Here is a 22,768-nt window from a genome sequence, read left to right on the forward strand (position 1 = left end):
CGGTGAGCAAGTACGCACTGCGCCGGTTGATCCAGATGATCCCGGTCGTGCTCGGCGTGACGTTCCTGATCTACGCCCTCGTCTACGCCCTCCCGGGCGACCCGACCGCGGGCAAGTGCGGTGAACGCCCCTGCAGCCCGGCCTACGTCGCGGAGTTCCGCAAGACCTACAACCTCAACGACCCGCTGCCGCTGCAGTACGTCAAGTACCTCGGCAACGTGGTCCAGGGTGACCTCGGCGAGAGCCAGTACGGCCAGCCGATCCGCGACGAGCTCGCGGAGCGCTTCGGCACCACCTTCAAGCTCGGGGTCGTGGCCCTGGTCTTCGAGGTCGTCGTGGGCCTGCTCGCCGGAGTGCTCGCGGCCCTGCGCCGCGGCGGCTTCCTGGACAACCTGGTCCTGGTCAGCACCCTGTTCGTCATCGCCATCCCGGTCTTCGTCACCGGTCGTGCCCTGCAGCTCTACCTCGGGGTGCGGGCCGGGCTCTTCCCGGCGACCGTGTCCTTCGAGCCGACCTGGTTCGAGCTGCTGCTGCCCGGCTTCGTGCTGGGGTCGACGTCGTTGGCCTACCTGGCGCGACTGATGCGCACCAACCTGGGGGACAACCTCTCCGCGGACTACGTGCGCACCGCCCACGCCAAGGGCCTGAGCACCCGCAGGGTGGTGGGCGTCCACGCGCTGCGCAACTCGATGATCCCGGTCGTCACCTTCATCGGCTACGACTTCGGTGCGTTGCTGGGAGGCGCGATCATCACCGAGGGCATCTTCAACGTCCCCGGGGTCGGCCAGTACGTCTTCCGCGCCATCAACGACCGCGACGGCCAGGTGGTGGTGGGCACGGTCACCGCGCTCGTGCTCGTCTACCTGGTCGCCAACCTGGTCGTCGACCTGCTCTACGCCTACCTCGACCCGAGGATCTCCCATGACTGAGTCCACGAACAGCCGACCGGACAGCGGCGCCGACCTGCGTCACCCGGGCGAGCTGGAGGCCGTGGCCGGCGGCAGCGCCGTGGCCGTCGCCGGTGCCGACGGGGACCGGGTGCGGTCGGTCACGGGCGACGCGTGGCGCGAGCTCCGGCGCAAGCCGCTGTTCTGGGTCTCGGCCGTGATCATCGTGGTCTTCGTCGTGATGGCCGTGGCGCCCGGGCTGTTCACCAGCGTCGACCCGCGGGAGGCGGTCCTCTCGGAGGCCTCCAAGACCCCGGACGGCCAGAACATCTTCGGCCGGGACCGCCAGGGCTACGACATCTACTCCCGCTGCATCTACGGCGCCCGCGCCTCGATCCTGGTGGGCCTGCTCGCCGTCATCGGCACGGTCATCATCGGCACCCTGCTGGGCCTGGTGGCCGGCTACCGCGGGGGACTCATCGACTCGGTGCTCGGACGCGTGGCCGAGGTCTTCTTCGCGCTGCCGCTGCTGCTCGGCGCCGTGATCATCCTGTACACGATCCAGGGCGAGGACGACGGCTACTTCACCATCGTGCTGCAGGTGTCCCTGGTGCTGGTCGTCCTGGGGTGGCCCAACATCTTCCGGCTGCTCCGGTCCTCGGTCCTCCAGGTCAAGCCCAACGACTACGTGCAGGCCGCGCGGGCGCTCGGCGCCTCGCCGACCCGGATCTCGTTCTCGCACATCCTGCCCAACGCCATCGGCCCGGTGATCGTGGTCTCGACCATCAACCTCGGCGTCTACATCTCCTCCGAGGCGGCGCTGTCGTTCCTCGGCATCGGGCTGCGCCCCCCGACGGTGTCGTGGGGCGTGATGATCTCGCAGGCGACCGACTCGATGCGCTCGGCACCGCACACGCTGCTGTTCCCGGCGCTCTTCCTGAGCCTCGCCGTGCTCGGCTTCATCATGCTCGGCGACGCCGTGCGTGACGCCCTCGACCCCAAGTCCAAGTCGCGCTGACCCGCGCCTGACGACTCAGGAGACACAGATGACGACGTCCATGGACAGCCGGGCCGACCGGCCCCGTCCGGGTGAGACCGACCGGCTCCTCGAGGTCAAGGACCTCCACGTGGAGTTCCACAGCCGCGAGGGCGTGGCGCACGCCATCAACGGCGTGGACCTCCACCTCGACCGGGGCGAGACGCTGGCGGTGCTCGGCGAGTCCGGCTCGGGCAAGTCCGTGACCGCCCAGGCGATCATGGGGATCCTCGACATGCCCCCGGCGGTCATCCCCCGCGGCCAGATCCTGTTCCAGGGCCGCGACCTGCTCACCATGAAGCCCCGGGAGCGGCGGGCGGTCCGCGGCGCCGAGATCGCGATGATCTTCCAGGACGCCCTGTCCTCCCTGAACCCCGTCTTCCCGGTCGGGTGGCAGATCGCCGAGATGTTCCGGCAGCACCGCGGCCTGAACCGCTCCGACGCCAAGGCCCAGGCGATCCGGCTGATGGAGCTGGTCAACATCCCGGCGGCCAAGGAGCGGGTCAACGCCTACCCGCACCAGTTCTCCGGGGGGATGCGCCAGCGCATCATGATCGCGATGGCGGTGGCGCTGGACCCCAAGGTGCTCATCGCCGACGAGCCCACCACGGCCCTCGACGTCACCGTCCAGGCCCAGGTGATGGACCTCCTCAAGGAGCTGCAGGCGCAGTTCCACATGGGCCTGATCCTGATCACCCACGACCTGGGCGTCGTGGCCGACATCGCCGACCGGATCAACGTGATGTACGGCGGCTCCATCATGGAGAGCGCCGACGTGCGGGACCTCTACGCCCACCCCGGCCACCCCTACACCCAGGGACTGCTGGACTCCATCCCGCGCCTGGACATGAAGGGCCAGGAGCTCTACGCCATCAAGGGGCTGCCGCCCAGCCTGATGCGGATGCCCTCCGGCTGCCCGTTCCACCCCCGCTGTGCCCACGCCCAGGACGTGTGCCGCTCGGAGTTCCCCCCGCGGGTGGAGCTCGGACCCCGGCACGAGAGCGCCTGCCACTTCGCCCAGGAGGTCGTCCGTGGCTGACCCCACCGGATCCACCACGTCCACCGCGCCCACGAGCCACGACGACGCCCCGGTCATCCTGCGCGCCCAGAACCTCACCAAGCACTACCCGATCAAGGGCGGGGTGCTGCGGCGCACCGTCGGTCACGTCCGCGCGCTGGAGGACGTCTCCTTCGACCTGCGGGCCGGTGAGACCCTCGGCGTGGTCGGGGAGTCGGGGTGCGGCAAGTCGACCCTCGGCCGGATGCTGATGCGCCTGGAGGAGCCCACGGGCGGTCGCCTGGAGTTCGACGGCGTCGACCTGTACTCCCTGGGGCGCCGCGAGATGCGCCGCAAGCGCCGCGACATCCAGATCGTGTTCCAGGACCCCTACACCTCGCTGAACCCCCGCAAGACCGTCGCCGACCTGATCGGGGAGCCGTTCGACGTCCACCCCGACGCCGTCCCGCGCGCCGGCCGCCGCCGGCGCGTGCAGGAGCTGATGGAGCTGGTGGGGCTCTCGCCCGAGCACATCAACCGCTACCCGCACCAGTTCTCCGGCGGCCAGCGCCAGCGCATCGGCATCGCACGCGGCATCGCGCTCAACCCCAAGATCCTGGTGTGCGACGAGCCGGTGTCCGCGCTCGACGTCTCGGTGCAGGCGCAGGTCATCAACGTGATGGAGCGGCTGCAGCGCGAGCTGGGCCTGGCCTACGTCTTCATCGCCCACGACCTCTCGGTGGTGCGCCACATCGCTGACCGCGTGGCGGTGATGTACCTCGGGCGGATCGTGGAGCTCGGCACCGAGGACGAGATCTACGAGCGGCCCACGCACCCCTACACGCGGGCGCTGCTGTCGGCCGTGCCGGTGCCGGACCCGCTGGCCCGGGGCACCCGCCAGGAGATCAAGCTCCAGGGCGACGTCCCCTCGCCGGCCAACCCGCCGTCGGGCTGCCGGTTCCACACCCGGTGCTGGCTGGCGCGCGACGTCTGCTCCACCGACGAGCCGCAGCTGGTCGAGCGCAACGACGGACGGGGCGAGCACCGGTCCGCCTGCCACTTCACCGAGGAGTCGGTGTCGGGTCGCACCACCCCGTGAGGTGCCGATGAGCGGCGACGGCCTGTTCGAGCTCGACGACGCGGCCGCCCCGGCCAACCGGCCGGGGGGCACGGCGGGGTCGCTGGCCGGCAACGCCCACGCCTCGGCGCCGCTCGCGGTCCGGATGCGGCCGCGGACCCTCGACGACCTCGTCGGCCAGCAGCACCTGCTGCGGCCCGGCTCGCCGCTGCGGCGGCTGATCGAGGGCGACCAGCCGATGTCGCTGCTGCTCTGGGGACCGCCCGGGACGGGCAAGACCACGATCGCCTCGATCGTCTCGGGCCAGACCAACCGGGAGTTCGTCGAGGTCTCGGCGGTCTCGGCGGGCGTCAAGGAGGTCCGCGCGGCCATCGACACCGCCCGCAACCGGCTGGTCCGCACCGGCGGCGAGACGGTGCTGTTCGTCGACGAGGTGCACCGCTTCAGCAAGGCCCAGCAGGACGCGCTGCTGCCGGGCGTGGAGAACCGCTGGGTCACGCTCGTCGCGGCCACCACGGAGAACCCCTTCTTCTCCGTGATCTCCCCGCTGCTCTCGCGCTCGCTGCTGCTCACCCTCGAGCCGCTGACCGACGCCGACGTCCGCGGCGTGATCGAGCGGGCGCTGGCCGACGAGCGGGGGCTGGGCGGTCGGCTCACCCTCGAGCCCGACGCGCTGGACCACCTGGTGCGGCTGGCCGGGGGAGACGCGCGACGGTCGCTGACCTACCTCGAGGCCGCCGCCGGTGCCGCCGAGAGCCCCGAGGCCGGTGACGACGGTGAGGGCGCGGCCGAGCCGGGGACCATCACGCTGGCGACGACCGAGCGGGCCGTGGACCGCGCGGCGGTGCGCTACGACCGGCAGGGCGACCAGCACTACGACGTCACCAGCGCCTTCATCAAGTCGATCCGCGGCTCCGACGCCGACGCCGCCATGCACTACCTCGCCCGGATGGTCGAGGCGGGCGAGGACCCGCGCTTCATCGCCCGGCGGCTGGTCGTGCTGGCCAGCGAGGACGTCGGGCTGGCCGACCCGACCGCGCTGACCGTGGCGGTGGCCGCGGCCCAGTCGGTGCAGCTGATCGGGATGCCCGAGGCCCGGCTCAACCTGGCGCAGGCCGTCCTCCACCTCGCGCTCGCCCCCAAGTCCAACGCCGTGATCAAGGCCATGGACGCCGCCTCCGCCGACGTGCGTGCCGGCAAGATCGGTCCGGTGCCCGCCCACCTGCGCGACGCGCACTACGGCGGGTCCAAGCAGCTGGGTCACGGCCAGGGCTACCGCTACTCCCACGACGCGCCCTACGGGATCGCCGAGCAGCAGTACGCCCCCGACGTCGTCGCCGACGCGACCTACTACCGCCCCACGTCGCTGGGCGCGGAGGCCTCGCTCAAGGAGCGCTGGGAGCGCGTCCGCCGTCTCGTCCGCGGCAGGTAGGGTCGGGCGCCATGGACTCGCCGCTCACCCTGGGACTCGCGCTGGCCCTCGGCGCCGCCCTCGTGGCGGTCGTCGTGCTGGCCGTGCAGGTGCGCCGCGCCCGGCGGAGCACCGAGGCCGAGCTGCTCGCCACCCGCGCCGAGTCCGAGGCGCTGCGCGAGCGGGTCGACGGGCTGGCCGCGCGGCTGGACCGTCGTGACGACGGCGTCCGGTCGACCGCCGACGGGGCGGCGTACGTCATCACCGACGCGGGCGCCCACGAGCCGGCCCCTTTGGTCGACGCGCGGCCGATGGTCGCCGACCGCGTGGTCCTCAACGCCGCGCTGGGCGAGCCGCTGGTGCGGGCCGTCGCGCTGGGCCACGGCGTACGCCGGGCGCTGGGCGCCGAGTCGCGCAACCGGATCCGCTTCGAGATGCGCCGCGAGGCCAAGCGGGCCCGCAAGCAGCGCCGCCGCGAGATGCGCGACGCCTACCGCGAGGCCCGGGTGGCCCGCCGGCCCCCCGAGGGGCCGGGGGCCCGCGCCGCATGAGGGCCGAGCGGTGAACCGGGGCTGGTGGTTCGTCGCGGGTGCCGGTGCCGGGGTGTACGCCGCGGCCCGCGCCCGCCGCGTGGCCGAGTCGCTGACCCCGCAGGGACTCCGCGACCGGGTCGCCGGACTGAGCCTGGGCGCCCAGCTGCTGGCCGAGGAGGTCCGCACCGGAGCCGCCGAGAAGGAGGCCGAGCTGCGCGAGCGGCTCGGGCTGGTCGCCCCCGAGACCGGTCCGCCGGCCGTGCACCCCACACCCCCGACGCACCCCACCCCGCTCCAGATCCCCGAGGAAGGCACCACCTGATGGACAGCGCCGACATCCGCCGCCGCTTCGTGGCGCACTTCGAGGCGGCCGGCCACACGGCCGTCCCCTCGGCGTCGCTGCTCGTGCCCGACCCCAACCTGTTGTTCGTCAACGCCGGGATGGTGCCCTTCAAGCCCTACTTCCTGGGCCAGGAGACCCCGCCGTGGCCGCGGGCCACCAGCGTCCAGAAGTGCGTGCGCACCCCCGACATCGAGGACGTCGGCAAGACCACCCGGCACGGCACCTTCTTCGAGATGTGCGGCAACTTCAGCTTCGGCGACTACTTCAAGGAAGGCGCCATCGAGCTGGCCTGGGACCTGGTCACCAAGCCGCTGGCCGACGGCGGTTGGGGCCTGGAGGAGAGCCGGCTCCACCCGAGCGTCTACGAGGACGACGCCGAGGCGGTCGAGCTGTGGCGCAAGGTCACCGGCCTGCCCGACCACCGGATCGTCCGGCTGGGCCGCAAGGAGAACTACTGGTCGATGGGTGTGCCGGGTCCGGGCGGCCCGTGCTCGGAGATCCTCTACGACCGCGGGCCGGCGTACGGCCCCGACGCCGACCTGTCGACCATCGGGCCCGACATGCCGACCGAGCTCGAGGACCGGTTCCTGGAGATCTGGAACCTGGTGTTCATGCAGGACGAGCTCTCGGCCGTGCGCTCGAAGTCCGACTTCGACATCGCCGGCTCGTTGCCCCAGCGCAACATCGACACCGGGATGGGCCTGGAGCGTGTCGCACTGCTGCTGCAGGACAAGCCCAACATGTACGAGACCGACGTGGTCTTCCCCGTGATCCAGCGGGTCGAGGAGCTGACCGGCCGCCGCTACGGCGCCGACCCGGCCGACGACGTCCGGTTCCGGGTCGTGGCCGACCACGTCCGCAGCTCGATGATGCTCATCGGCGACGGCGTGACCCCGGGCAACGAGTCGCGCGGCTACGTGCTGCGGCGGCTGCTGCGCCGCGCGGTCCGCTCGGTGCGGCTGCTGGGCTTCGAGGACCGGGCGCTGCCCGAGCTGTTCCCGGTCAGCCGCGACAAGATGGGCGAGACCTACGGCGAGCTGCTCACCGACTGGGACCGGATCTCGACGGTCGCGTACGCCGAGGAGGACGCCTTCCGGCAGACCCTGCGCACCGGCACCACCATCTTCGACACCGCCGCGACGCGGGTGAAGGACAGCGGCGGTTCGACCCTGCCCGGTGACCAGGCCTTCGCGCTGCACGACACCTACGGCTTCCCCATCGACCTGACCCTGGAGATGGCCTCCGAGGCCGGCCTCGAGGTCGACGAGGCAGGCTTCCGCTCGCTGATGGCCGAGCAGCGCGAGCGCGCGAAGGCCGACGCCCGCTCGCGCAAGGGCGGCCACGCCGACACCGGCGCCTACCGGGACGTCCTGGGCGAGCACGGGCCCACCGAGTGGCTGGCCTACGAGACCCTCGAGACCGAGTCCCGCCTGCAGGCCGTGCTCAGCGGCGGCCGACGGGTCACCAGCCTGGCAGCGGGCGAGGTCGGCGAGGTGGTCCTGGACCGCACCCCCTTCTACGCCGAGTCCGGTGGTCAGGCGGCCGACGCCGGCACCATCGACTTCGCGGGCGGCACCCTGGAGGTGCTCGACGTGCAGCGGCCGGTCAAGGGGCTGGTCGTCCACCAGGTGCGGGTCGTCGACGGTGAGCTGCCCCCGGGTGCGGTGCTGCACGCCCGCGTCGACCCCGAGTGGCGCACCGGCGCGCGCCAGGCGCACTCCGGCACCCACGTCGTCCACGCCGCCCTGCGCGAGGTGCTCGGCCCGCAGGCGCTGCAGTCCGGCTCCTACAACCGGCCGGGCTACCTGCGCCTCGACTTCGGCTGGACCGGCGGCCTGTCGCCGGCCCAGGTGCACGACGTGGAGGAGGTCGCCAACCGTGCGCTGCGCGCCGACCTGCCGGTGGGCTGGCAGTACATGACCCTGCCCGAGGCCAGGGAGTGGGGCGCGCTGGCGCTGTTCGGCGAGACCTACGACGTCGGGCAGGTGCGGGTGGTGGAGATCGGTGGGCCGTGGTCGCGCGAGCTCTGCGGCGGCACGCACGTCGACCACTCCAGCCAGATCGGCACCATCGTGGTGACCGGGGAGTCCTCGGTCGGCTCGGGCAACCGACGGATCGAGGCGTTCACCGGCGTCGAGGGCTTCGCCTACCTCGCCCGTGAGCGCGACGTGGTGGGCGAGCTGTCCACGCTGCTCAAGACCCGGCCCGACGACCTCGTCGGGCGCGTCTCGGACCTCGTGGAGCGCCTGCGCCACGCCGAGAAGGAGATCGAGAAGGCACGCGTGGCGCAGCTGCTCGCCTCGGCCGGCGACCTGGCCGCGGCCGCCGAGGACCTCGACGGCGTCGCCCTGGCCGGGCAGGTCGTGGCGGGTGCGGGGGGCGGCGACGTACGTACGCTCGCGCTGGACGTGCGCGCCCGGCTGGCGCCGGAGCGTCCCGGCGCCGCGGTCGTGATCGGCACCGGCGGCGGCAAGCCGTCGGTCGTGGTCGCGGTCAACGACGCCGGCCGCGCGGCCGGGCTCTCGGCCAACACGCTGGTCCGCGTGGCCACCCAGGTCCTCGGCGGCAAGGGCGGCGGCAAGGACGACGTGGCCCAGGGCGGCGGCGCGGACGCGAGCAAGGCCGACGAGGCGCTGCGGGCGGTCCGCGACCACCTCGCCCAGGGCCGCCCCACCGCGTGAGCACCGCACCGGGGGTGCGGCTGGGCATCGACCCGGGCGAGGCCCGGATCGGCGTCGCGAGCAGCGACCCGCACGGCATCCTCGCGACGCCGCTGGAGACCGTCGCCCGGGCCAGGGGCGACCTCGACCGGCTGGCGGCGCTGGTGGAGGAGCACGACGCCCGCCTGGTCTACCTCGGCCTGCCCCGCTCGATGTCCGGGGGAGAAGGACCCTCGGCGGGTAGGGTTCGAGCGTTCGCGCGCGACCTGGCGGCCCGGATCCATCCGGTGCCGGTGCGGCTGTGCGACGAGCGCCTGAGCACCGTGACCGCCGAGGGGCAGCTGCGGGCGCAGGGACGCAAGGGCAAGAAGCGCCGCGCGGTGGTCGACATGGCCGCGGCAGTGGTGATCTTGCAGGGGGCTCTGGAGAGGGAACGACAGACGGGCGCCGCGGCCGGCGAGCTGGTCCGGGCCGACGCCCCGGACCAGTAGGAACGGACGACACGTGAGCCACACCGACTACAGCGGGGACGAGCCCCTGCTCGAGGACGGGTACGACGACCCCCGCGACTCCGACGACTGGAGCTACGAGGAGCCGCGCAAGCGGCGCGCCCGCAGCTGCCTGCCGGTCCTGCTCGTGCTGGTGATCCTCGGGTCCGGGCTCTACTTCGGTGGCCGGTGGGCCTACGACGAGCTCAGCACCCGGCTCGCCTCGGCCCCTGACTACGAGGGGCCCGGCAGCGGCGAGGTCGTCTACCAGGTGGAGGAGGGCGTCACCTCCGCGCAGATCGGCCGTGACCTCAAGGAGGCGGGCGTCGTGGCCAGCGTCGACGCCTTCACCGAGGCCGCCAACCTCGACGAGGACTCCCGCAGCATCCAGGTCGGCTACTACCAGCTCCAGCAGAAGATGAAGGCGAGCGACGCCCTCGACGTGCTCGTCGACCCCGCCAACCTGGTGCAGGCACTCGTGACCGTGCCCGAGGGCGCCCGGGTCCGCCAGGTGGTGGACTCCATCGCGGAGAACACCGACATCCGGCGCCGTGCCGTGGTCCGGGCCCTGGCCGACGCCGAGGCCATCGGGCTGCCCGCCGACGCCGCGGGCAACCCCGAGGGCTACCTGTTCCCCGCCACCTACACCGTGCCGCCGAAGATGACGGCGGTCGAGCTGATCAGCCAGATGGTGGCCAAGACCAAGGCCGTCGAGACCGACCTGGACATCGAGGCCCGCGCCGCCGACCTCGGGCTCACCCCCGAGCAGGTGCTCACGGTGGCCAGCATCCTGGAGTACGAGGCCAACAAGTCCGAGGACTACCCGCGCGTGGCCCGGGTGCTCTACAACCGGCTCGACGACGACATGGCGCTGCAGCTGGACTCGACGGTGTCCTACGTCAGCGGCCGCTCCGGCGACGTGTGGACCACCTCGGCCGAGCGCGACTCCGACTCGCAGTACAACACCTACAAGTACACCGGCCTCCCGCCCGGCCCGATCGGCTCGCCCGGCCAAGAGACCATCGAGGCGGCTCTGGAGCCGGCCCAGGGCGACTGGCTGTTCTTCGTGCCCGACTACGAGGCCGACACCACCCGCTTCTCCGAGACGCTGGCGGAGCACAACAGGTGGGTGGAGAAGCTCCGCGAGTACTGCCGCACCAACGAGGACTGCTAGGCCCGTGCGCTGCGCCGTGGTGGGCACCCCCGTGGCCCACTCCCTCTCACCTGCCATGCACCGGGCGGCGTACGCCGAGCTGGGGCTCGACTGGACCTACGACGCCGTCGAGCTCGCCTCGGACGACCTGCCGGCCCACCTGGCCTCGCTCGACCGCAGCTGGCGGGGGCTGTCGCTGACGATGCCGCTCAAGCGCACCGTGGTGCCGCTGGTGGACTCCCTCGACGACTGGGCCCGCGTCTCGGGGGCAGTCAACACGCTCCTGCTCGGCGACCGCCGGCGGCTGGGGTTCAACACCGACGTGCCCGGCGCGATGGCGGCCCTGGTCGAGCGGGTCCACGACCCGGTGCGCGAGGTGGTCGTGCTGGGCGGCGGCGCGACCGCCACCTCGGTGCTGCTCGGGCTGGTCGAGCTCGGCTGCACCCGGGCCCACGTGCTGGTGCGCTTGCCCGCCCGCGCCGCCGAGACCGTGGAGACCGTCCGCCGGCACCGACGGGCCCCGCAGGTCACCGTCGGCAGCCTGCCCGAGGCGGTGGCGCGCGGCGACCTGGGCGAGGGGTCCGGGGCCGACCTCCTCGTGTCGACCATCCCCGGACGGGCCCAGACCCCGGAGGTGCTCGCCGCGGCCGCGGGCGTGCCACGGGTCTTCGAGGTCGTCTACGACCCCTGGCCGACCCCCCTCGCCCGCGCCGCGGAGGAGTCCGGCCGGCCCCTGGTCAGCGGCCTCGACCTGCTCGCGCACCAGGCCGTGCTGCAGCTGCAGGTGATGGCCGGGCGCTCGGTGCCCGTCGAGCTGCTGCGCGTCGCCGCGCTGCGCGAGCTGCACCGGCGCGGCCACACCACCTACGGCGCCGTCGACGGCCCCGGCCCTGTGGACGACGGCCCCGCCGTCGCCCCGAGGGCCTAGCGTCCCGGGGATGCCCTGGACCGAGGCCTCGCTGCTGCCCACCCTGGTGGTCGGCCTGGCGTGCGGCCTGCTCGCGCTGCCCGCGCCGGCGCTGCTGGCCCGGCTCCCCGAGCCCGAGCCCGAGCCCGGCGCCCCGGCGGCGCCCGAGCCGACGCTCGCGGGGGAGCCGCTCGTCGAGACGCCGCCCGTCGCGGTCGCCGCCTCGCCGCTGGGTCCGCCACCCCCCAAGGAGCCGTACGCCGCCATCGCGGCGCTCCCCGGCCTGCGCCTCGGGCTGGTGCTGGCCTGCGCCCTGGTGGGGGCGATGTTCGGGGCGGCCCTCGGCTGGACCGGCGCGCTGCTCTACCTCGTGCCGCTGGTCCCGGTCGGCGCGGTGCTGCTGGTGGTCGACTGGCGGACCACCCTGCTCCCGACGCGCGTCCTGCACCCGACGTACGCCGGGCTCGCGGTGCTGCTGCCCCTGGCCGCCCTGCTCGACGGTGACTGGGGCGGGCTGCTGCGCGCGGGCGGCGGCTGGCTGGTGGTGGGCGGCTGGTTCTGGGTCTTCTGGGCCGTGCTGCACGCCTGGGGGTTCGGCGACGTCCGGCTCGCGCGCGTGCTGGGGCCGGCGCTGGGCTACCTCGGCTGGTCGCACGCCCTGGTCGGGCTGGGGCTGATGGTGTTCCTCGGTGGGATCGGCGGCGTGGTGCTCTCGCTGCTGCGGCGCAGCCTCCGGCGCCGCTACCCCTACGGCCCGTTCATGCTGGTCGGGGCGGCGGTCGCGGTGGTCGCGGCGCCCGTGATCGCGGCGGGTCTCGGCTACTAGGGAGGGGCCGGGAGGGCCCCGGGCCCCGTGGGAGACTGGCGCCATGTTGCGCTGGCTCACCGCGGGGGAGTCCCACGGACCCTCCCTCACCGCGATCCTCGAGGGCCTCCCCGCCCACGTCCGGGTCACCTCCGAGGACATCTCCGACGCCCTGGCCCGTCGCCGGCTGGGCTACGGCCGCGGCGCCCGGATGAAGTTCGAGCAGGACCAGGTGCGCGTCACCGGCGGCGTCCGCCACGGCGAGACGCAGGGCGGTCCGGTGGCGATCGAGGTCGGCAACACCGAGTGGCCCAAGTGGGAGAAGGTGATGTCGGCCGACCCCGTCGACGCCGCCGAGCTCGAGGCGCTGGCCCGCAACGCCCCGCTGACGCGACCCCGCCCGGGCCACGCCGACCTGGTCGGCATGCAGAAGTACGACTTCACCGAGTCGCGCCCGGTGCTCGAGCGGGCCTCGGCCCGCGAGACCGCGGCCCGCGTGGCGCTCGGCCGCGTCGCCTCGGCCTTCCTCGAGCAGGCCACCGGCGCCCGGCTGGTCTCCCACGTCGTCGAGCTCGGCGGCGTGCCCGCCCCGGCCGGCTCGGTGCCCGGCCCGGACGACGTCGCGCGGCTCGACGAGGACCCGGTGCGGTGCCTGGACCCGGACGCCTCCAAGCAGATGGTCGAGCGGATCGACCAGGCCCACAAGGACGGCGACACCCTCGGCGGGGTCGTCGAGGTCGTGGTCCACGGCCTGCCGCCGGGCCTGGGCTCCCACGTGCACTGGGACCGGCGCCTCGACGCCCGCCTGGCCGGCGCGCTGATGGGCATCCAGGCCATCAAGGGCGTCGAGGTCGGCGACGGCTTCGAGCTCGCGGCCACCCCCGGGTCGCTCGCGCACGACGAGATCGTCACCGAGGACGGCGCGCTGCGGCGTACGTCGGGACGCTCGGGCGGCACCGAGGGCGGGATGTCGACCGGCGAGGTGCTGCGGGTGCGCGCCGCGATGAAGCCGATCGCGACCGTGCCCCGTGCGCTGCGGACGGTCGACGTCGCCACCGGCGAGGCCACCGTCGCCGACCACCAGCGCTCCGACGTCTGCGCGGTCCCGGCCGCCGGCATCGTGGCCGAGGCGATGGTGGCGCTGGTGCTGGCCGACGCGGTCGTGGAGAAGTTCGGCGGCGACAGCGTGGGGGAGACCCGGCGCAACGTCGGGAGCTACCTCGACACGCTGCGGTTCCGGTGAGCACCGGCGGCAGCGGCAGCGCCGGGGCCACCCGGCCGCGGGTCGTCCTCGTCGGCACCATGGGCGCCGGGAAGACCACGGTCGGCCGTCGACTGGCCGCGCACTGGGGCGTGCCGTTCCGCGACTCCGACCTCGACGTGGAGGAGCGCGAGGGCCGGTCGGTCTCCGACATCTTCGTCGACTCCGGCGAGGCGCACTTCCGCCGGCTCGAGCGCGAGGCGGTGGCCGAGGCCCTCGCGGGCCACGACGGCGTGCTCGCGCTGGGTGGCGGCGCGGTGACCGACGAAGCGACCCGCGCCCTGCTGGCCGGCCACGAGGTCGTGTTCCTCCGCGTGGGGCTCGGCGACGCCGCCTCGCGCGTCGGCCTGGGAGTCTCCCGGCCGATGCTGCTGGGCAACGTCCGCGGCCGGATCAAGCAGCTGATCGACGAGCGCACCCCGGTCTACGAGTCGGTCGCGGTCCACGTCGTGGAGACCGACGGCCTCGACGTCGACCAGGTCGTCGAGCAGGTGCTGGCCCGGCTGGAGGCTCCCCGTGGCTGAGGCGAGGGTGGTCCACGTCGGTGGCGCGTCGCCCTACGACGTGGTGATCGGCCACGACGTGCTCGACCGGTTGCCCGGCCTGCTCGGTCCCGGCGTACGACGGGTGGCGCTGTGCCACGCGCCCGGCCTCGGCGACCTCGTCGACCGCGTGCGCGACCAGCTCGACGGTCTCGAGGTGCTCGACCTGCCGCTGCCCGACGGCGAGCACGCTAAGACGGCCGTGGTGGCCGCCGAGGCGTGGGAGGCGCTGGGCGAGGCCGGGTTCACCCGCTCCGACGCGGTGGTGACCGTCGGCGGCGGCGCGACCACCGACATGGGCGGGTTCATCGCCGCGACCTGGCTGCGCGGCGTCCCCGTCGTCCACGTGCCCACCACGCTGCTGGCCATGGTCGACGCGGCCGTCGGGGGCAAGACCGGCATGAACACCGGTGCTGGCAAGAACCTCGTGGGCAGCTTCCACGAGCCGGCCGGCGTGCTGTGCGACCTCGACGCCCTGGCCACGCTGCCGCGGCCCGAGCTGGTCGCCGGGCTGGCCGAGGTGGTCAAGTGCGGCTTCATCGCCGACCCCGGGATCCTGGCGCTGGTCGAGGCCGATCCGGCCGCCGCGCTCGACCCCGCCTCGCCCGCGCTCCGCGAGCTGGTGGAGCGCGCGGTCGCGGTCAAGGTCGACGTCGTGGTCGACGACCTGCGCGAGACGGGCGGCCGCGACGGCCACCCGGGTCGCGAGGCGCTCAACTACGGCCACACCCTGGCCCACGCCGTCGAACGGGGCACCGGCTACCGCGTCCGTCACGGCGAGGCGGTGGCGCTGGGCATGGTCTACGTCGCCGAGCTCGCCCGCCGGGTCGGGCGCCTCGACGACGCCACGGCCGACCGGCACGAGGCGGTGCTGCGGTCCGTCGGGCTCCCGGTGCGGCTCGCCGACGTCGACGCCGACGACCTCGGCTTCGAGGACCTGCTGACCACGATGCGGGTCGACAAGAAGGCCCGCGGCGACCGGCTGCGGTTCCTCGTGCTCGACGGCCTGGGCCGGCCGACGGTGCTGGCCGGGCCCGAGGAGGACGCGCTGCGCGCCGCCTACGACCACGTCCGGAGGGGGACACCATGACCGAGCCCACGACCGTGCTGGTGCTCAACGGGCCCAACCTGGGCCGGCTGGGCAAGCGGCAGCCGGAGATCTACGGCCACACGACGTACGCCGACCTGGTCGGCCTGTGCGAGCAGTGGGGCCACGACCTGGGGCTGGCCGTCGAGGTCCGGCAGACCAACCACGAGGGCGAGCTGCTCGACTGGCTCAACCAGGCGGCCGACGACGGCACGCCGGTGGTGCTCAACGCCGCGGCCTGGACGCACTACTCGCTGGCGCTCTACGACGCGTGCGCGCAGCTGACGGCGCCGCTGGTCGAGGTCCACATCAGCGACCCGAAGAACCGGCCGGAGGAGTTCCGCCACACCTCCTACGTCACGCCGCACGCGGCGCACGAGGTGGTCGGGCAGGGCGTCGACGGCTATCGCGTCGCGCTGGAGCACCTGGCCGGCGACCGGACCTAGCGGGTCCCGGTGACCGCGCCCGGCGGGTCGAGGACGGTGCGGGTCTCGTCGGGGTTGAACCCGTGGCGCACGGCCCACAGCACCGCCTGGCTGCGCCGCTGCACGCCGATCTTGCGGTAGGCCGAGCGGATGTAGGTCTTGACCGAGTTGATGGAGAGGTAGGCGCGGGCGGCCACCTCCTGGTTGGACAGGCCCTGCGCGATCAGGGCCAGCACCTCGGACTCGCGAGCGCTCAGGCCGAGCCCGCGGCCGGGCCAGTCGCCGGCGCTGATCGTGGCCTCGGCGTCCTCGGGGGCCTGGCTGACCACCACCGAGCCGGCGGCGACCTTCTCGAGCGCGTCGACGACCTCCTCGGCCGCGGAGGTCTTGCTGAGGCAGCCGGCCACGCCCAGGTCGAGGCACTCCTGGACGAGCTGCGGGTCGAGGTGCCAGGTGTAGATCACCACGGGGGCGGCCGTGGTGGCGAGCACCTCGGCGACCGGGCCGACGGCCCGCTCGCGGGTGAACGCGTCGTAGAGCAGCACGTCGACGGGGCTGCTGACGGGGACGCCGCTGTCGAGCTCGACGACCTGCACGCGCGAGGCGAACGGCTCCAGCATGCGGCGCACGCCCTGCACCACGACCTCGTAGTCGTTCATGATCGCGACGCGGACGACGTCGCTCCCGGGGGTGCGCTCCGGAGCCGGCGTGGACATGGGGGCCAGGATAGACGAGGGGGGTGACGGCCGCTGTCGGACGGCGTACGGCCACCCCTGTGGGGGAGGTCGGGCCAGGTGGTCACGGCTAGCGTCGGGACGTCGTGCGTCCGTGCGACACCCCAGCCCGAGGAGCGACCCGGTGCCCCCCACCCCCGTCCGGCTGCGCCAGGGGCGAGCCGCGTCACCCGTGCTGGGCCCGCTCGTCGAGGACGCCGTGCGAGCGGCGTACGCCGACGCGGCCGGCCCGGACCTCGCCGCGGCCCTCGACCTGGCCGTGCTGCTGGGCCGCACGCTGCCGCTGCCGGCCGGGGGCGACACCGTCGGGCTGTGGGAGGCGCTGGCCACCCTCGGCGCGGTGGACCTCACCGTCGCCCGGGTCGTCGAGCCCCACCTCGACGCCCTCGCGGTGCTCGCCGAGGCGGCCGCCGCGGGCTCGGTCGCGCCCGACGCCCCCGACGACGCCACCTGGGGCGTGTACGCCGCGGAGGGTCCTCACCGGCTGCAGGCGCGGCAGACCCCCGACGGGTGGGTGCTCGACGGCGAGAAGTCGTGGTGCTCCCTGGCCGACCACGTCGACCACGCCCTGGTGACCGCCTGGGTCGACGAGACCCGCCGCGGGCTCTTCGCCGTCGACCTGGGCGCCGCCGGGGTGGCCCGGCAGGCCACCGGCGGCTGGGTGGCGCGCGGCCTCGCCGCCGTGCGCAGCACCGGCCTGCGCCTCGACGCGGTGCCGGCGACCCCGGTCGGGGACCCCGACTGGTACCTCACCCGCCCCGGCTTCGCCTGGGGCGGCGCCGGCGTCGCCGCGGTGTGGTTCGGCGGGGCCGTGGGCGTGGCCCGCCGGCTGCGCGAGTCGGCCGGGCGACGCGAGCCCGACCAGCTCGCGCTGACCCACCTCGGCGCCGTCGACGCCGTCCTGGACGGTGCCCGCGGCGCGCTGGCGGCGGCCGCCGACCTCGCCGACACCCGTCCCGACGCCGCCCGCGCGGACCTGGTCGCCACCCGGGTGCGCCAGCAGGTCGCCGACGCGACGACCGAGGTGCTCGACCGGACCGGTCGCGCGCTCGGACCGGGCCCGCTCGCCACCGAGGAGCCGCACGCGCGGCGGGTGGCCGACCTCGGTCTCTACCTGCGCCAGCACCACGCCGAGCGCGACCTGGCCCGGCTGGGCTCGCTGGTGCTGGCCGCGGCCCCCGACGTCGAGCGGTGGTGGTGAGGGTGCCGACCCCGCACGAGTTCACCCACGTCGGTCCGGGCACCTCGGCCCGCGACTGGCGCGCCCACCCCGCGTGGGCGGCGGGCGAGCCGCTGGACCTCCGCGGCGTGCACCACCTCGTGGTCGTCGCCGCGCACCCCGACGACGAGTCGCTGGGCGCCGGGGGCCTGGTGGCCGCGGCCCGCGACGCCGGCGTGTGCGTGCACCTGGTGTGCGCCACCGACGGGGAGGGCAGCCACCCCGGCTCGCCGACCACGACCCCGCAGCAGCTCGCGGCGGTGCGGGCCCACGAGGCCCGGGCCGCAGCGCTCGAGCTGGGGGTCGGGGAGGGGCAGCTGGTGCGGCTGCAGCTCCCCGACGGCGACCTGGCCGAGCACCAGGAGCGCCTGACGCGGCGCCTGGTCGAGCTCGTCGTCGCCGGGGGAGCGGGCGAGCGGACGGTCCTCGCCGCACCCTGGCGCGAGGACGGCCACCCCGACCACGAGGCCGCGGGACGGGCGGCGGCGGCGGCGGCGCGGCGTACGGACGCGACGCTGTGGGAGTACCCCGTCTGGTTCTGGCACTGGGGCACGCCCGCCGAGGCACCGTGGTCGCGGCTGCGGCCGCTCACGCTCACCGGACCCGCGGCGCAGGCCAAGCAGCGCGCCATCGCCAGCCACCGCAGCCAGGTGGCGCCGCTGTCCGACGAGCCGGGCGACGGCACCCTGCTGGGCCCCGAGCTGCTGGAGCACTTCGCCGGCACCGTCGAGCACCTGCTGGTGACCCCGCCGACCGAGTGCCCCGACGACGCGCTCGACAGCGTGCACGAGCAGGACGCCGACCCCTGGGGCGTGGAGAGCCGGTGGTACGAGAAGCGCAAGCGCGACCTCGTGCTCGCCGCCCTGCCGCGGGCACGATTCCGACGCGCCCTCGAGGTCGGTTGCTCGACCGGGTCGCTGGCGCAGAGCCTGGCGACGCGGACCTCCACCCTGGTCGCCGTCGACCGCTCGCCGGCCGCGCTGCGCGCCGCCCGCACCCGCCTCGCCGACGCGTCCGGCACCGACGTGCTGGGCCTCGACGTGCCCGCGCGCTGGCCGAGCGGGCGATTCGACCTCGTCGTGGTCTCCGAGGTCGGCTACTTCCTCTCCCCGTTGGCGCTGGACCGCCTCGTCGACCGGGTGACCGACAGCCTCGACCCCGACGGCGTGGTCGTGCTCTGCCACTGGCGGCACCCGATCGAGGGGTGGCCGCTCGACGGTCCGGCCGTCCACGAGCGGGTGGCGGCGCGGCTCGAGGTGCCGCTGCAGGCGACGTACGCCGACCGCGACGTCGAGATCCGCGTCCACAGCGCCGACGCGTCCTGGCCGGACCCCGGTCGGTGACCGTCGCGGACGTCCGCCCCGGCCCGCTGGCCGTCCACGTCGTGGTGCCGGCGCGCGACGAGGAGCTGCTCCTGGGCGGTCACCTGGTAGCGCTGGCGCGCGCGGTGGCCGGGCTGCGCCGTGCCCGGCCCGCGGTGCGGGTGGCGGCCACCCTGGTGCTGGACGCGTGCACCGACGGGTCGGCCGACCTGGTGCGTCGTACGGCTGCGGGGTGGGGGTGGCTGGAGGCCGTCGAGGTCGAGCTGGGCTGCGTCGGACGGGCCCGGGCGGCCGGCGTGGACCGGGCCCGGGTCGTCCACCACGACCTGCCGCCCGAGCGGGTGTGGGTGGCCTCGACCGATGCCGACTCCGTGGTGCCGCCGGACTGGCTGCGGCACCACGCGCAGGTCGCGGCCGACGGCGCGGCGCTGCTGACCGGCACGGTGCGTCCCGTCGGCCTCTCCGCGGCCCGGCTCGACCGCTGGCACGCGGCTCACCAGCTGGGCGAGGGCCACGAGCACGTCCACGGGGCCAACCTCGGGTTCACCCTGGCCGCGAACGACGCGGTGGGCGGGTTCGCCCCGCTGTCGACCGGCGAGGACGTCGACCTCGTGGCCCGGCTGCGATCCACCGGCGTGCCGTGGGTGGCCTCCGCGGCGGCGCCGGTGCTCACCTCGGGCCGTGCGGTGTCACGGGCACCGGAGGGCTTCGCGGAGTTCGTCGCGGACCTCTAGGTGCGCAGCTTGTCCTCGAAGAAGGCGAGCACCCGGTCGACGCCCTCCTGCTGGCGGTGCAACGTCAGCGTGGAGTGCTTGCGGCCCTCGAACTCGACCTTGAGGAACGCCTCGCCCAGCTCGCGGGTCAGGGTCTCGAAGCGTCGGCCCACCGCAGGGTCCTGGCGGTAGCGCAGCCCCAGCACCTGGCAGCCCGCGGCGGCGCGCTCCTTGACGACGGCGAGGTCCTCGGGGCTGGGGTTGACGTCGCGCGAGCGGCGCGGGCCGACCGGGAACGGCGCGCTCGGCTGGGCCAGCACGGGTGCCGCGACCGAGGTGTCGACCATCATCGCCAGCGCGAAGCCGCCGGTGAAGCACATCCCCAGGGCCCCGACACCGGGACCGCCCAGCTCCTCGTGGAGCTCGCGGGCCAGGCTGCGCAGCCACCCGGCGATCGGCGTGGTCACCCCCGTGGCGAGGGTCGTGAACTCCCGGCTGACGCAGACCCGCCGCAGGGTGTCGAGCGCGTAGGGGACGCCGACCGGCTTGCCCGGCGTACCGAACAGGTGGGGGAGGACGACGGTGAACCCGGCCGCCACGACCTCGTCGGCGAAGGCGATCACCTCCGGCGTCATCCCGGGGATCTCGTGGACCACGATCACGCCGGGGCCGCTCCCGCGCCGGTAGACCGGGTGCGTGGTGCCGTCGTGGGAGTGCTCGCCGCGCGTCCAGTCGGCCAGGGGGTCCGGGGTGCTCACCGCGTCAGTCAAGCAGCCTGTGCCGCGCGCCACGTCCCGCGGGCGCGTGACGCGGGGTGGTGTGGGAACGTGCACCGGGTGAGGTCGTACCGCTGCCGGGTGTGCGAGAACCCGCTCCACTTCGAGAACTCCCAGTGCGTGTCCTGCGGGACCCGGCTGGCCTTCTCCCGCGACGAGCGCGAGATCGTGCCGGTCGACGAGGAGGGCCGCTACGCCGGGCCCGACGGCGCCACGTGGTCGGTCTGCCGCAACCTCGGGCTGTCGGGGTGCACCTGGCTGGCGTCCTCGGACGGGGCGCAGTGCTCGGCCTGCGACCTGACCCGCACCCGCCCCCACGACTCCGACGCGGTCGGGCTGCGGCAGTTCTGGGACGCCGAGCGCGCCAAGCGCCACCTCGTCGCCGAGCTGGACGCCCTGGGCTTCCCGGTCGTCGACAAGCACGCCGACCCCGAGAACGGCCTCGCCTTCGACCTGCTCAGCAGCGTCGCGGAGTCGGTCACCATCGGCCACGCCGACGGCGTGATCACCATCGACCTCGCCGAGACCGAGGCCTCGCACCGCGAGAAGCTGCGGGCCCAGCTCGCCGAGCCCTACCGGACCATGCTCGGCCACTTCCGCCACGAGTCGGGCCACTACTTCGAGTGGCAGCTGGTGCGGGGCCAGGAGCGGATCGCCCGGTCGCGGGAGCTGTTCGGCGACGAGAGCGCCGACTACCAGGTCGAGCTCGACCGGCACTACGCCGAGGGGCCGCCGGAGGACTGGGCGTCGTCGTACATCTCGGCGTACGCCACGATGCACCCGTTCGAGGACTTCGCCGAGACCTGGGCGCACTACCTGCACATCTGCGACACCATCGAGACGGCGTCGCAGTACGGCCTGGCACTGCCCGGTGGCGACGCCGCCCCCGACTCGTTCCGCGACGTGGTGGTCGGCACCTGGGTGCCGCTCGCCATCGCGCTCAACATGATCAACCGGAGCATGGGCCAGGACGACCTCTACCCCTTCGTCATCCCCGGCCCCGTGCTCGACAAGCTCGAGTTCGTCGCCTCGCTGTCGGGCGAGCGGCGCGATGGGTGACCCGGTGGACGGCCCGGGTGCGACGGGCGGGGACGACTTCGGGCTGTGGCTCGGCGACCACACGCCGGTGCCCGGCGACGACCGCGGCGCCGTGCACGCCCGTCACCAGCGCGACGTGCTCGGTCGGTTCGCCACCGGCGTGACCGTCGTGACCGCCGTGCACGAGGGCGAGCCGGTCGGCCTGACGTGCCAGTCGTTCAGCAGCGTCTCGCTCGAGCCGCCGCTGGTGCTGTTCTGCGTCTCCCGCACCTCCAGCACCTGGCCGCGCGTGCGGTCCGCGGGTCACTTCTGCGTCAATGTCCTCGCCGCCGACCAGCAGCCGCTGGCGGAGGCGATGGCGGTCCGCGGGCCCCACAAGTTCACCGGCGTCGACTGGCGTCCCGGCGTCACCGGCTCGCCGGTCGTCGCCGGCACCCTGGCCCACGTCGACTGCCGCATCGAGGCCGTCCACCCCGCCGGCGATCACGACGTCGTGATCGGCCACGTCCTCGACCTCGGCCTCGGCTCGCCCACCACCCCCGCCCCCCTCCTCTTCCACCGGGGTGGGTACCTCACCGAGGGATGAGCCGCTGCTGGTCACCCGGACGTCCGGGTGACTGGGGGCGTGTCACAGGTGACGGAGGAGTGGTACTGGGGGTGGTCGAGGAGGGACGAAGTCCCGTCACGAGACCCGGCACCGCGATTCGTCCGCACTGCGAACACGTGTTCGATACTGTCGGTTCAGCCACCTAGAATCAATTCATGAACCCGGCACCCCGTTCCGCCAAGGCGCGTCTGGTCGACGCTGCCTGGGAGGCGCGGGCCGAGGAGCACGAGGCCCAGCTGCGGCAGCTCCGGGTCGCGCTGCAGTGGGCGCTGCTCCACCCCGCGCCGGTCGACGCCGACGGGGTGGTCGACCACGCCGGGTGGGGCGAGATCCGCCTGGTCGGCGACCCGGCACCGCTGCGCCCCCTGGCCGGTGAGGGTGCGCCGCTGGTCGCGCCCGAGGCGCCGGTCGAGCTGGCTGCGGCGCTGGGGGTGCCGGCGCTGCACGCGCAGCAGCTGATGGCCGACGCCCTCGAGCTGGCGTTCCGGCTCCCGCGGCTGTGGACCCTGCTCGACGATGCCACCCTGCTCTCGGGGCCAGGGGTGTGGCAGGCCCGGATGATCTCGCGCGAGACCCACGACCTGTCCCTCGACGCCGCGCTGCACGCCGACCGGCTGATCTGCGCGGTCCCCGACAAGATCGGGCTGGTCGACGCCCGCCGGCTGGCCCACGAGGCCCGGCTGCACGCCGATCCCGACCGCGCGGTCGCCGAGGAGGACGAAGCCCTCGCACGACGTGGGGTGTGG

Annotated in this window: 23 protein-coding genes and 1 pseudogene; 22 read left to right on the forward strand and 2 right to left on the reverse strand. The window is 74.3% G+C overall.

The window, feature by feature from the left end; translation table 11 throughout:
- Positions 1 to 2 precede the first annotated feature (2 nt).
- The 16 genes from ASG49_RS06560 to ASG49_RS06635 are packed head-to-tail and all read left to right on the forward strand — an operon-like array spanning position 3 to position 15,634.
- Positions 3 to 929 carry an ABC transporter permease gene (locus tag ASG49_RS06560; RefSeq protein WP_056538612.1) on the forward strand — a complete coding sequence of 309 codons (927 nt, stop codon included), beginning with the start codon at positions 3 to 5 and terminating at the stop codon, positions 927 to 929.
- The gene (locus tag ASG49_RS06565; RefSeq protein WP_056538615.1) at positions 922 to 1,905 is read left to right on the forward strand and encodes an ABC transporter permease; all 984 of its coding nucleotides are present in this window, start codon (positions 922 to 924) and stop codon (positions 1,903 to 1,905) included. The genes ASG49_RS06560 and ASG49_RS06565 overlap by 8 nt, the downstream gene beginning before the upstream one ends.
- A gap of 28 nt (positions 1,906 to 1,933) precedes the next feature.
- A complete protein-coding gene (locus tag ASG49_RS06570) occupies positions 1,934 to 2,962 on the forward strand; it encodes an ABC transporter ATP-binding protein (RefSeq protein WP_056538621.1) in 1,029 nt (342 codons plus the stop codon).
- Positions 2,955 to 4,019, forward strand: a complete 1,065-nt coding sequence (locus ASG49_RS06575) for an ABC transporter ATP-binding protein (RefSeq protein ID WP_056538624.1) — start codon at positions 2,955 to 2,957, stop codon at positions 4,017 to 4,019. The genes ASG49_RS06570 and ASG49_RS06575 overlap by 8 nt, the downstream gene beginning before the upstream one ends.
- A gap of 7 nt (positions 4,020 to 4,026) precedes the next feature.
- The gene (locus ASG49_RS06580; protein ID WP_056538627.1) at positions 4,027 to 5,430 is read left to right on the forward strand and encodes a replication-associated recombination protein A; all 1,404 of its coding nucleotides are present in this window, start codon (positions 4,027 to 4,029) and stop codon (positions 5,428 to 5,430) included.
- A gap of 11 nt (positions 5,431 to 5,441) precedes the next feature.
- Positions 5,442 to 5,960 (forward strand): hypothetical protein, encoded by a 519-nt coding sequence (locus ASG49_RS06585; protein WP_056538629.1) that lies wholly within the window; start codon positions 5,442 to 5,444, stop codon positions 5,958 to 5,960.
- A gap of 10 nt (positions 5,961 to 5,970) precedes the next feature.
- Entirely contained in the window at positions 5,971 to 6,264 is a 294-nt protein-coding gene (locus ASG49_RS06590; protein WP_056538632.1) for a DUF6167 family protein, read from the forward strand.
- Positions 6,264 to 8,966, forward strand: a complete 2,703-nt coding sequence (gene alaS / locus ASG49_RS06595; RefSeq protein WP_056538637.1) for an alanine--tRNA ligase — start codon at positions 6,264 to 6,266, stop codon at positions 8,964 to 8,966. The genes ASG49_RS06590 and alaS overlap by 1 nt, the downstream gene beginning before the upstream one ends.
- Positions 8,963 to 9,436 carry a Holliday junction resolvase RuvX gene (gene ruvX / locus ASG49_RS06600; protein WP_056538639.1) on the forward strand — a complete coding sequence of 158 codons (474 nt, stop codon included), beginning with the start codon at positions 8,963 to 8,965 and terminating at the stop codon, positions 9,434 to 9,436. The genes alaS and ruvX overlap by 4 nt, the downstream gene beginning before the upstream one ends.
- A gap of 13 nt (positions 9,437 to 9,449) precedes the next feature.
- Positions 9,450 to 10,607, forward strand: a complete 1,158-nt coding sequence (gene mltG / locus ASG49_RS06605; protein ID WP_056538641.1) for an endolytic transglycosylase MltG — start codon at positions 9,450 to 9,452, stop codon at positions 10,605 to 10,607.
- A 19-nt stretch (positions 10,608 to 10,626) separates the two neighbouring features.
- Positions 10,627 to 11,514 (forward strand): shikimate dehydrogenase, encoded by an 888-nt coding sequence (locus ASG49_RS06610; protein ID WP_255355111.1) that lies wholly within the window; start codon positions 10,627 to 10,629, stop codon positions 11,512 to 11,514.
- Between the two features lie 10 nt (positions 11,515 to 11,524).
- Positions 11,525 to 12,319: a prepilin peptidase gene (locus tag ASG49_RS06615; protein ID WP_056538643.1), complete on the forward strand. Its 795-nt coding sequence runs from the start codon at positions 11,525 to 11,527 to the stop codon at positions 12,317 to 12,319.
- Between the two features lie 43 nt (positions 12,320 to 12,362).
- Positions 12,363 to 13,541, forward strand: a complete 1,179-nt coding sequence (gene aroC / locus ASG49_RS06620) for a chorismate synthase (RefSeq protein WP_056538647.1) — start codon at positions 12,363 to 12,365, stop codon at positions 13,539 to 13,541.
- Positions 13,538 to 14,083, forward strand: a complete 546-nt coding sequence (locus tag ASG49_RS06625; RefSeq protein WP_056538649.1) for a shikimate kinase — start codon at positions 13,538 to 13,540, stop codon at positions 14,081 to 14,083. The genes aroC and ASG49_RS06625 overlap by 4 nt, the downstream gene beginning before the upstream one ends.
- Positions 14,076 to 15,191, forward strand: a complete 1,116-nt coding sequence (gene aroB, locus ASG49_RS06630; protein ID WP_056538652.1) for a 3-dehydroquinate synthase — start codon at positions 14,076 to 14,078, stop codon at positions 15,189 to 15,191. The genes ASG49_RS06625 and aroB overlap by 8 nt, the downstream gene beginning before the upstream one ends.
- A complete protein-coding gene (locus tag ASG49_RS06635; protein ID WP_056538654.1) occupies positions 15,188 to 15,634 on the forward strand; it encodes a type II 3-dehydroquinate dehydratase in 447 nt (148 codons plus the stop codon). The genes aroB and ASG49_RS06635 overlap by 4 nt, the downstream gene beginning before the upstream one ends.
- On the opposite strand, the gene ASG49_RS06640 is transcribed toward ASG49_RS06635, so the two are convergent.
- Positions 15,631 to 16,329 (reverse strand): response regulator transcription factor, encoded by a 699-nt coding sequence (locus ASG49_RS06640; protein WP_056538657.1) that lies wholly within the window; start codon positions 16,327 to 16,329, stop codon positions 15,631 to 15,633. The two genes, ASG49_RS06635 and ASG49_RS06640, sit on opposite strands and share 4 nt — an antisense overlap.
- A 142-nt stretch (positions 16,330 to 16,471) precedes the next feature.
- Between ASG49_RS06640 and ASG49_RS06645 the strand changes: the two genes are divergently transcribed.
- From ASG49_RS06645 to ASG49_RS06655, 3 genes are read left to right on the forward strand one after another with little or no spacing between them, the layout of a single operon-like run.
- Complete coding sequence (locus ASG49_RS06645) at positions 16,472 to 17,548, forward strand: acyl-CoA dehydrogenase (RefSeq protein WP_200936211.1); 1,077 nt, start codon at positions 16,472 to 16,474, stop codon at positions 17,546 to 17,548.
- Between the two features lie 2 nt (positions 17,549 to 17,550).
- Positions 17,551 to 18,909 carry a PIG-L family deacetylase gene (locus ASG49_RS06650; protein ID WP_162244500.1) on the forward strand — a complete coding sequence of 453 codons (1,359 nt, stop codon included), beginning with the start codon at positions 17,551 to 17,553 and terminating at the stop codon, positions 18,907 to 18,909.
- Positions 18,906 to 19,622 (forward strand): glycosyltransferase family 2 protein, encoded by a 717-nt coding sequence (locus tag ASG49_RS06655; protein ID WP_056538663.1) that lies wholly within the window; start codon positions 18,906 to 18,908, stop codon positions 19,620 to 19,622. The genes ASG49_RS06650 and ASG49_RS06655 overlap by 4 nt, the downstream gene beginning before the upstream one ends.
- Here ASG49_RS06655 and ASG49_RS06660 read toward each other — a convergent pair.
- Positions 19,619 to 20,359, reverse strand: coding sequence for a dienelactone hydrolase family protein (locus ASG49_RS06660; protein ID WP_056538665.1), 741 nt, complete (start codon positions 20,357 to 20,359; stop codon positions 19,619 to 19,621). The two genes, ASG49_RS06655 and ASG49_RS06660, sit on opposite strands and share 4 nt — an antisense overlap.
- A gap of 78 nt (positions 20,360 to 20,437) precedes the next feature.
- Between ASG49_RS06660 and ASG49_RS06665 the strand changes: the two genes are divergently transcribed.
- The 3 genes and pseudogenes from ASG49_RS06665 to ASG49_RS18885 form a co-directional block, all read left to right on the forward strand.
- A complete protein-coding gene (locus ASG49_RS06665; RefSeq protein ID WP_056538669.1) occupies positions 20,438 to 21,436 on the forward strand; it encodes a putative zinc-binding metallopeptidase in 999 nt (332 codons plus the stop codon).
- Positions 21,429 to 22,001 (forward strand): flavin reductase family protein, encoded by a 573-nt coding sequence (locus tag ASG49_RS06670; protein ID WP_082533830.1) that lies wholly within the window; start codon positions 21,429 to 21,431, stop codon positions 21,999 to 22,001. The genes ASG49_RS06665 and ASG49_RS06670 overlap by 8 nt, the downstream gene beginning before the upstream one ends.
- 176 nt (positions 22,002 to 22,177) lie before the next feature.
- Positions 22,178 to 22,768 (forward strand): annotated as a pseudogene (locus tag ASG49_RS18885) (hypothetical protein); the annotation flags it as partial.

Source organism: Marmoricola sp. Leaf446, from assembly GCF_001424755.1.
In the GTDB taxonomy this organism is placed as follows: Bacteria; Actinomycetota; Actinomycetes; order Propionibacteriales; family Nocardioidaceae; genus Marmoricola.

Coding starts and splice junctions, on each gene's coding strand:
- ASG49_RS06635 (WP_056538654.1), top strand. CDS start 15,188: ATGACCGAGCCCACGACCGTGCTGGTGCTCAACGGGCCCAACCTGGGC.
- ASG49_RS06670 (WP_082533830.1), top strand. CDS start 21,429: ATGGGTGACCCGGTGGACGGCCCGGGTGCGACGGGCGGGGACGACTTC.
- alaS (WP_056538637.1), top strand. CDS start 6,264: ATGGACAGCGCCGACATCCGCCGCCGCTTCGTGGCGCACTTCGAGGCG.
- ASG49_RS06585 (WP_056538629.1), top strand. CDS start 5,442: ATGGACTCGCCGCTCACCCTGGGACTCGCGCTGGCCCTCGGCGCCGCC.
- ASG49_RS06615 (WP_056538643.1), top strand. CDS start 11,525: ATGCCCTGGACCGAGGCCTCGCTGCTGCCCACCCTGGTGGTCGGCCTG.
- ASG49_RS06565 (WP_056538615.1), top strand. CDS start 922: ATGACTGAGTCCACGAACAGCCGACCGGACAGCGGCGCCGACCTGCGT.
- ASG49_RS06580 (WP_056538627.1), top strand. CDS start 4,027: ATGAGCGGCGACGGCCTGTTCGAGCTCGACGACGCGGCCGCCCCGGCC.
- ASG49_RS06640 (WP_056538657.1), bottom strand. CDS start 16,329: ATGTCCACGCCGGCTCCGGAGCGCACCCCCGGGAGCGACGTCGTCCGC.
- aroC (WP_056538647.1), top strand. CDS start 12,363: ATGTTGCGCTGGCTCACCGCGGGGGAGTCCCACGGACCCTCCCTCACC.
- ASG49_RS06570 (WP_056538621.1), top strand. CDS start 1,934: ATGACGACGTCCATGGACAGCCGGGCCGACCGGCCCCGTCCGGGTGAG.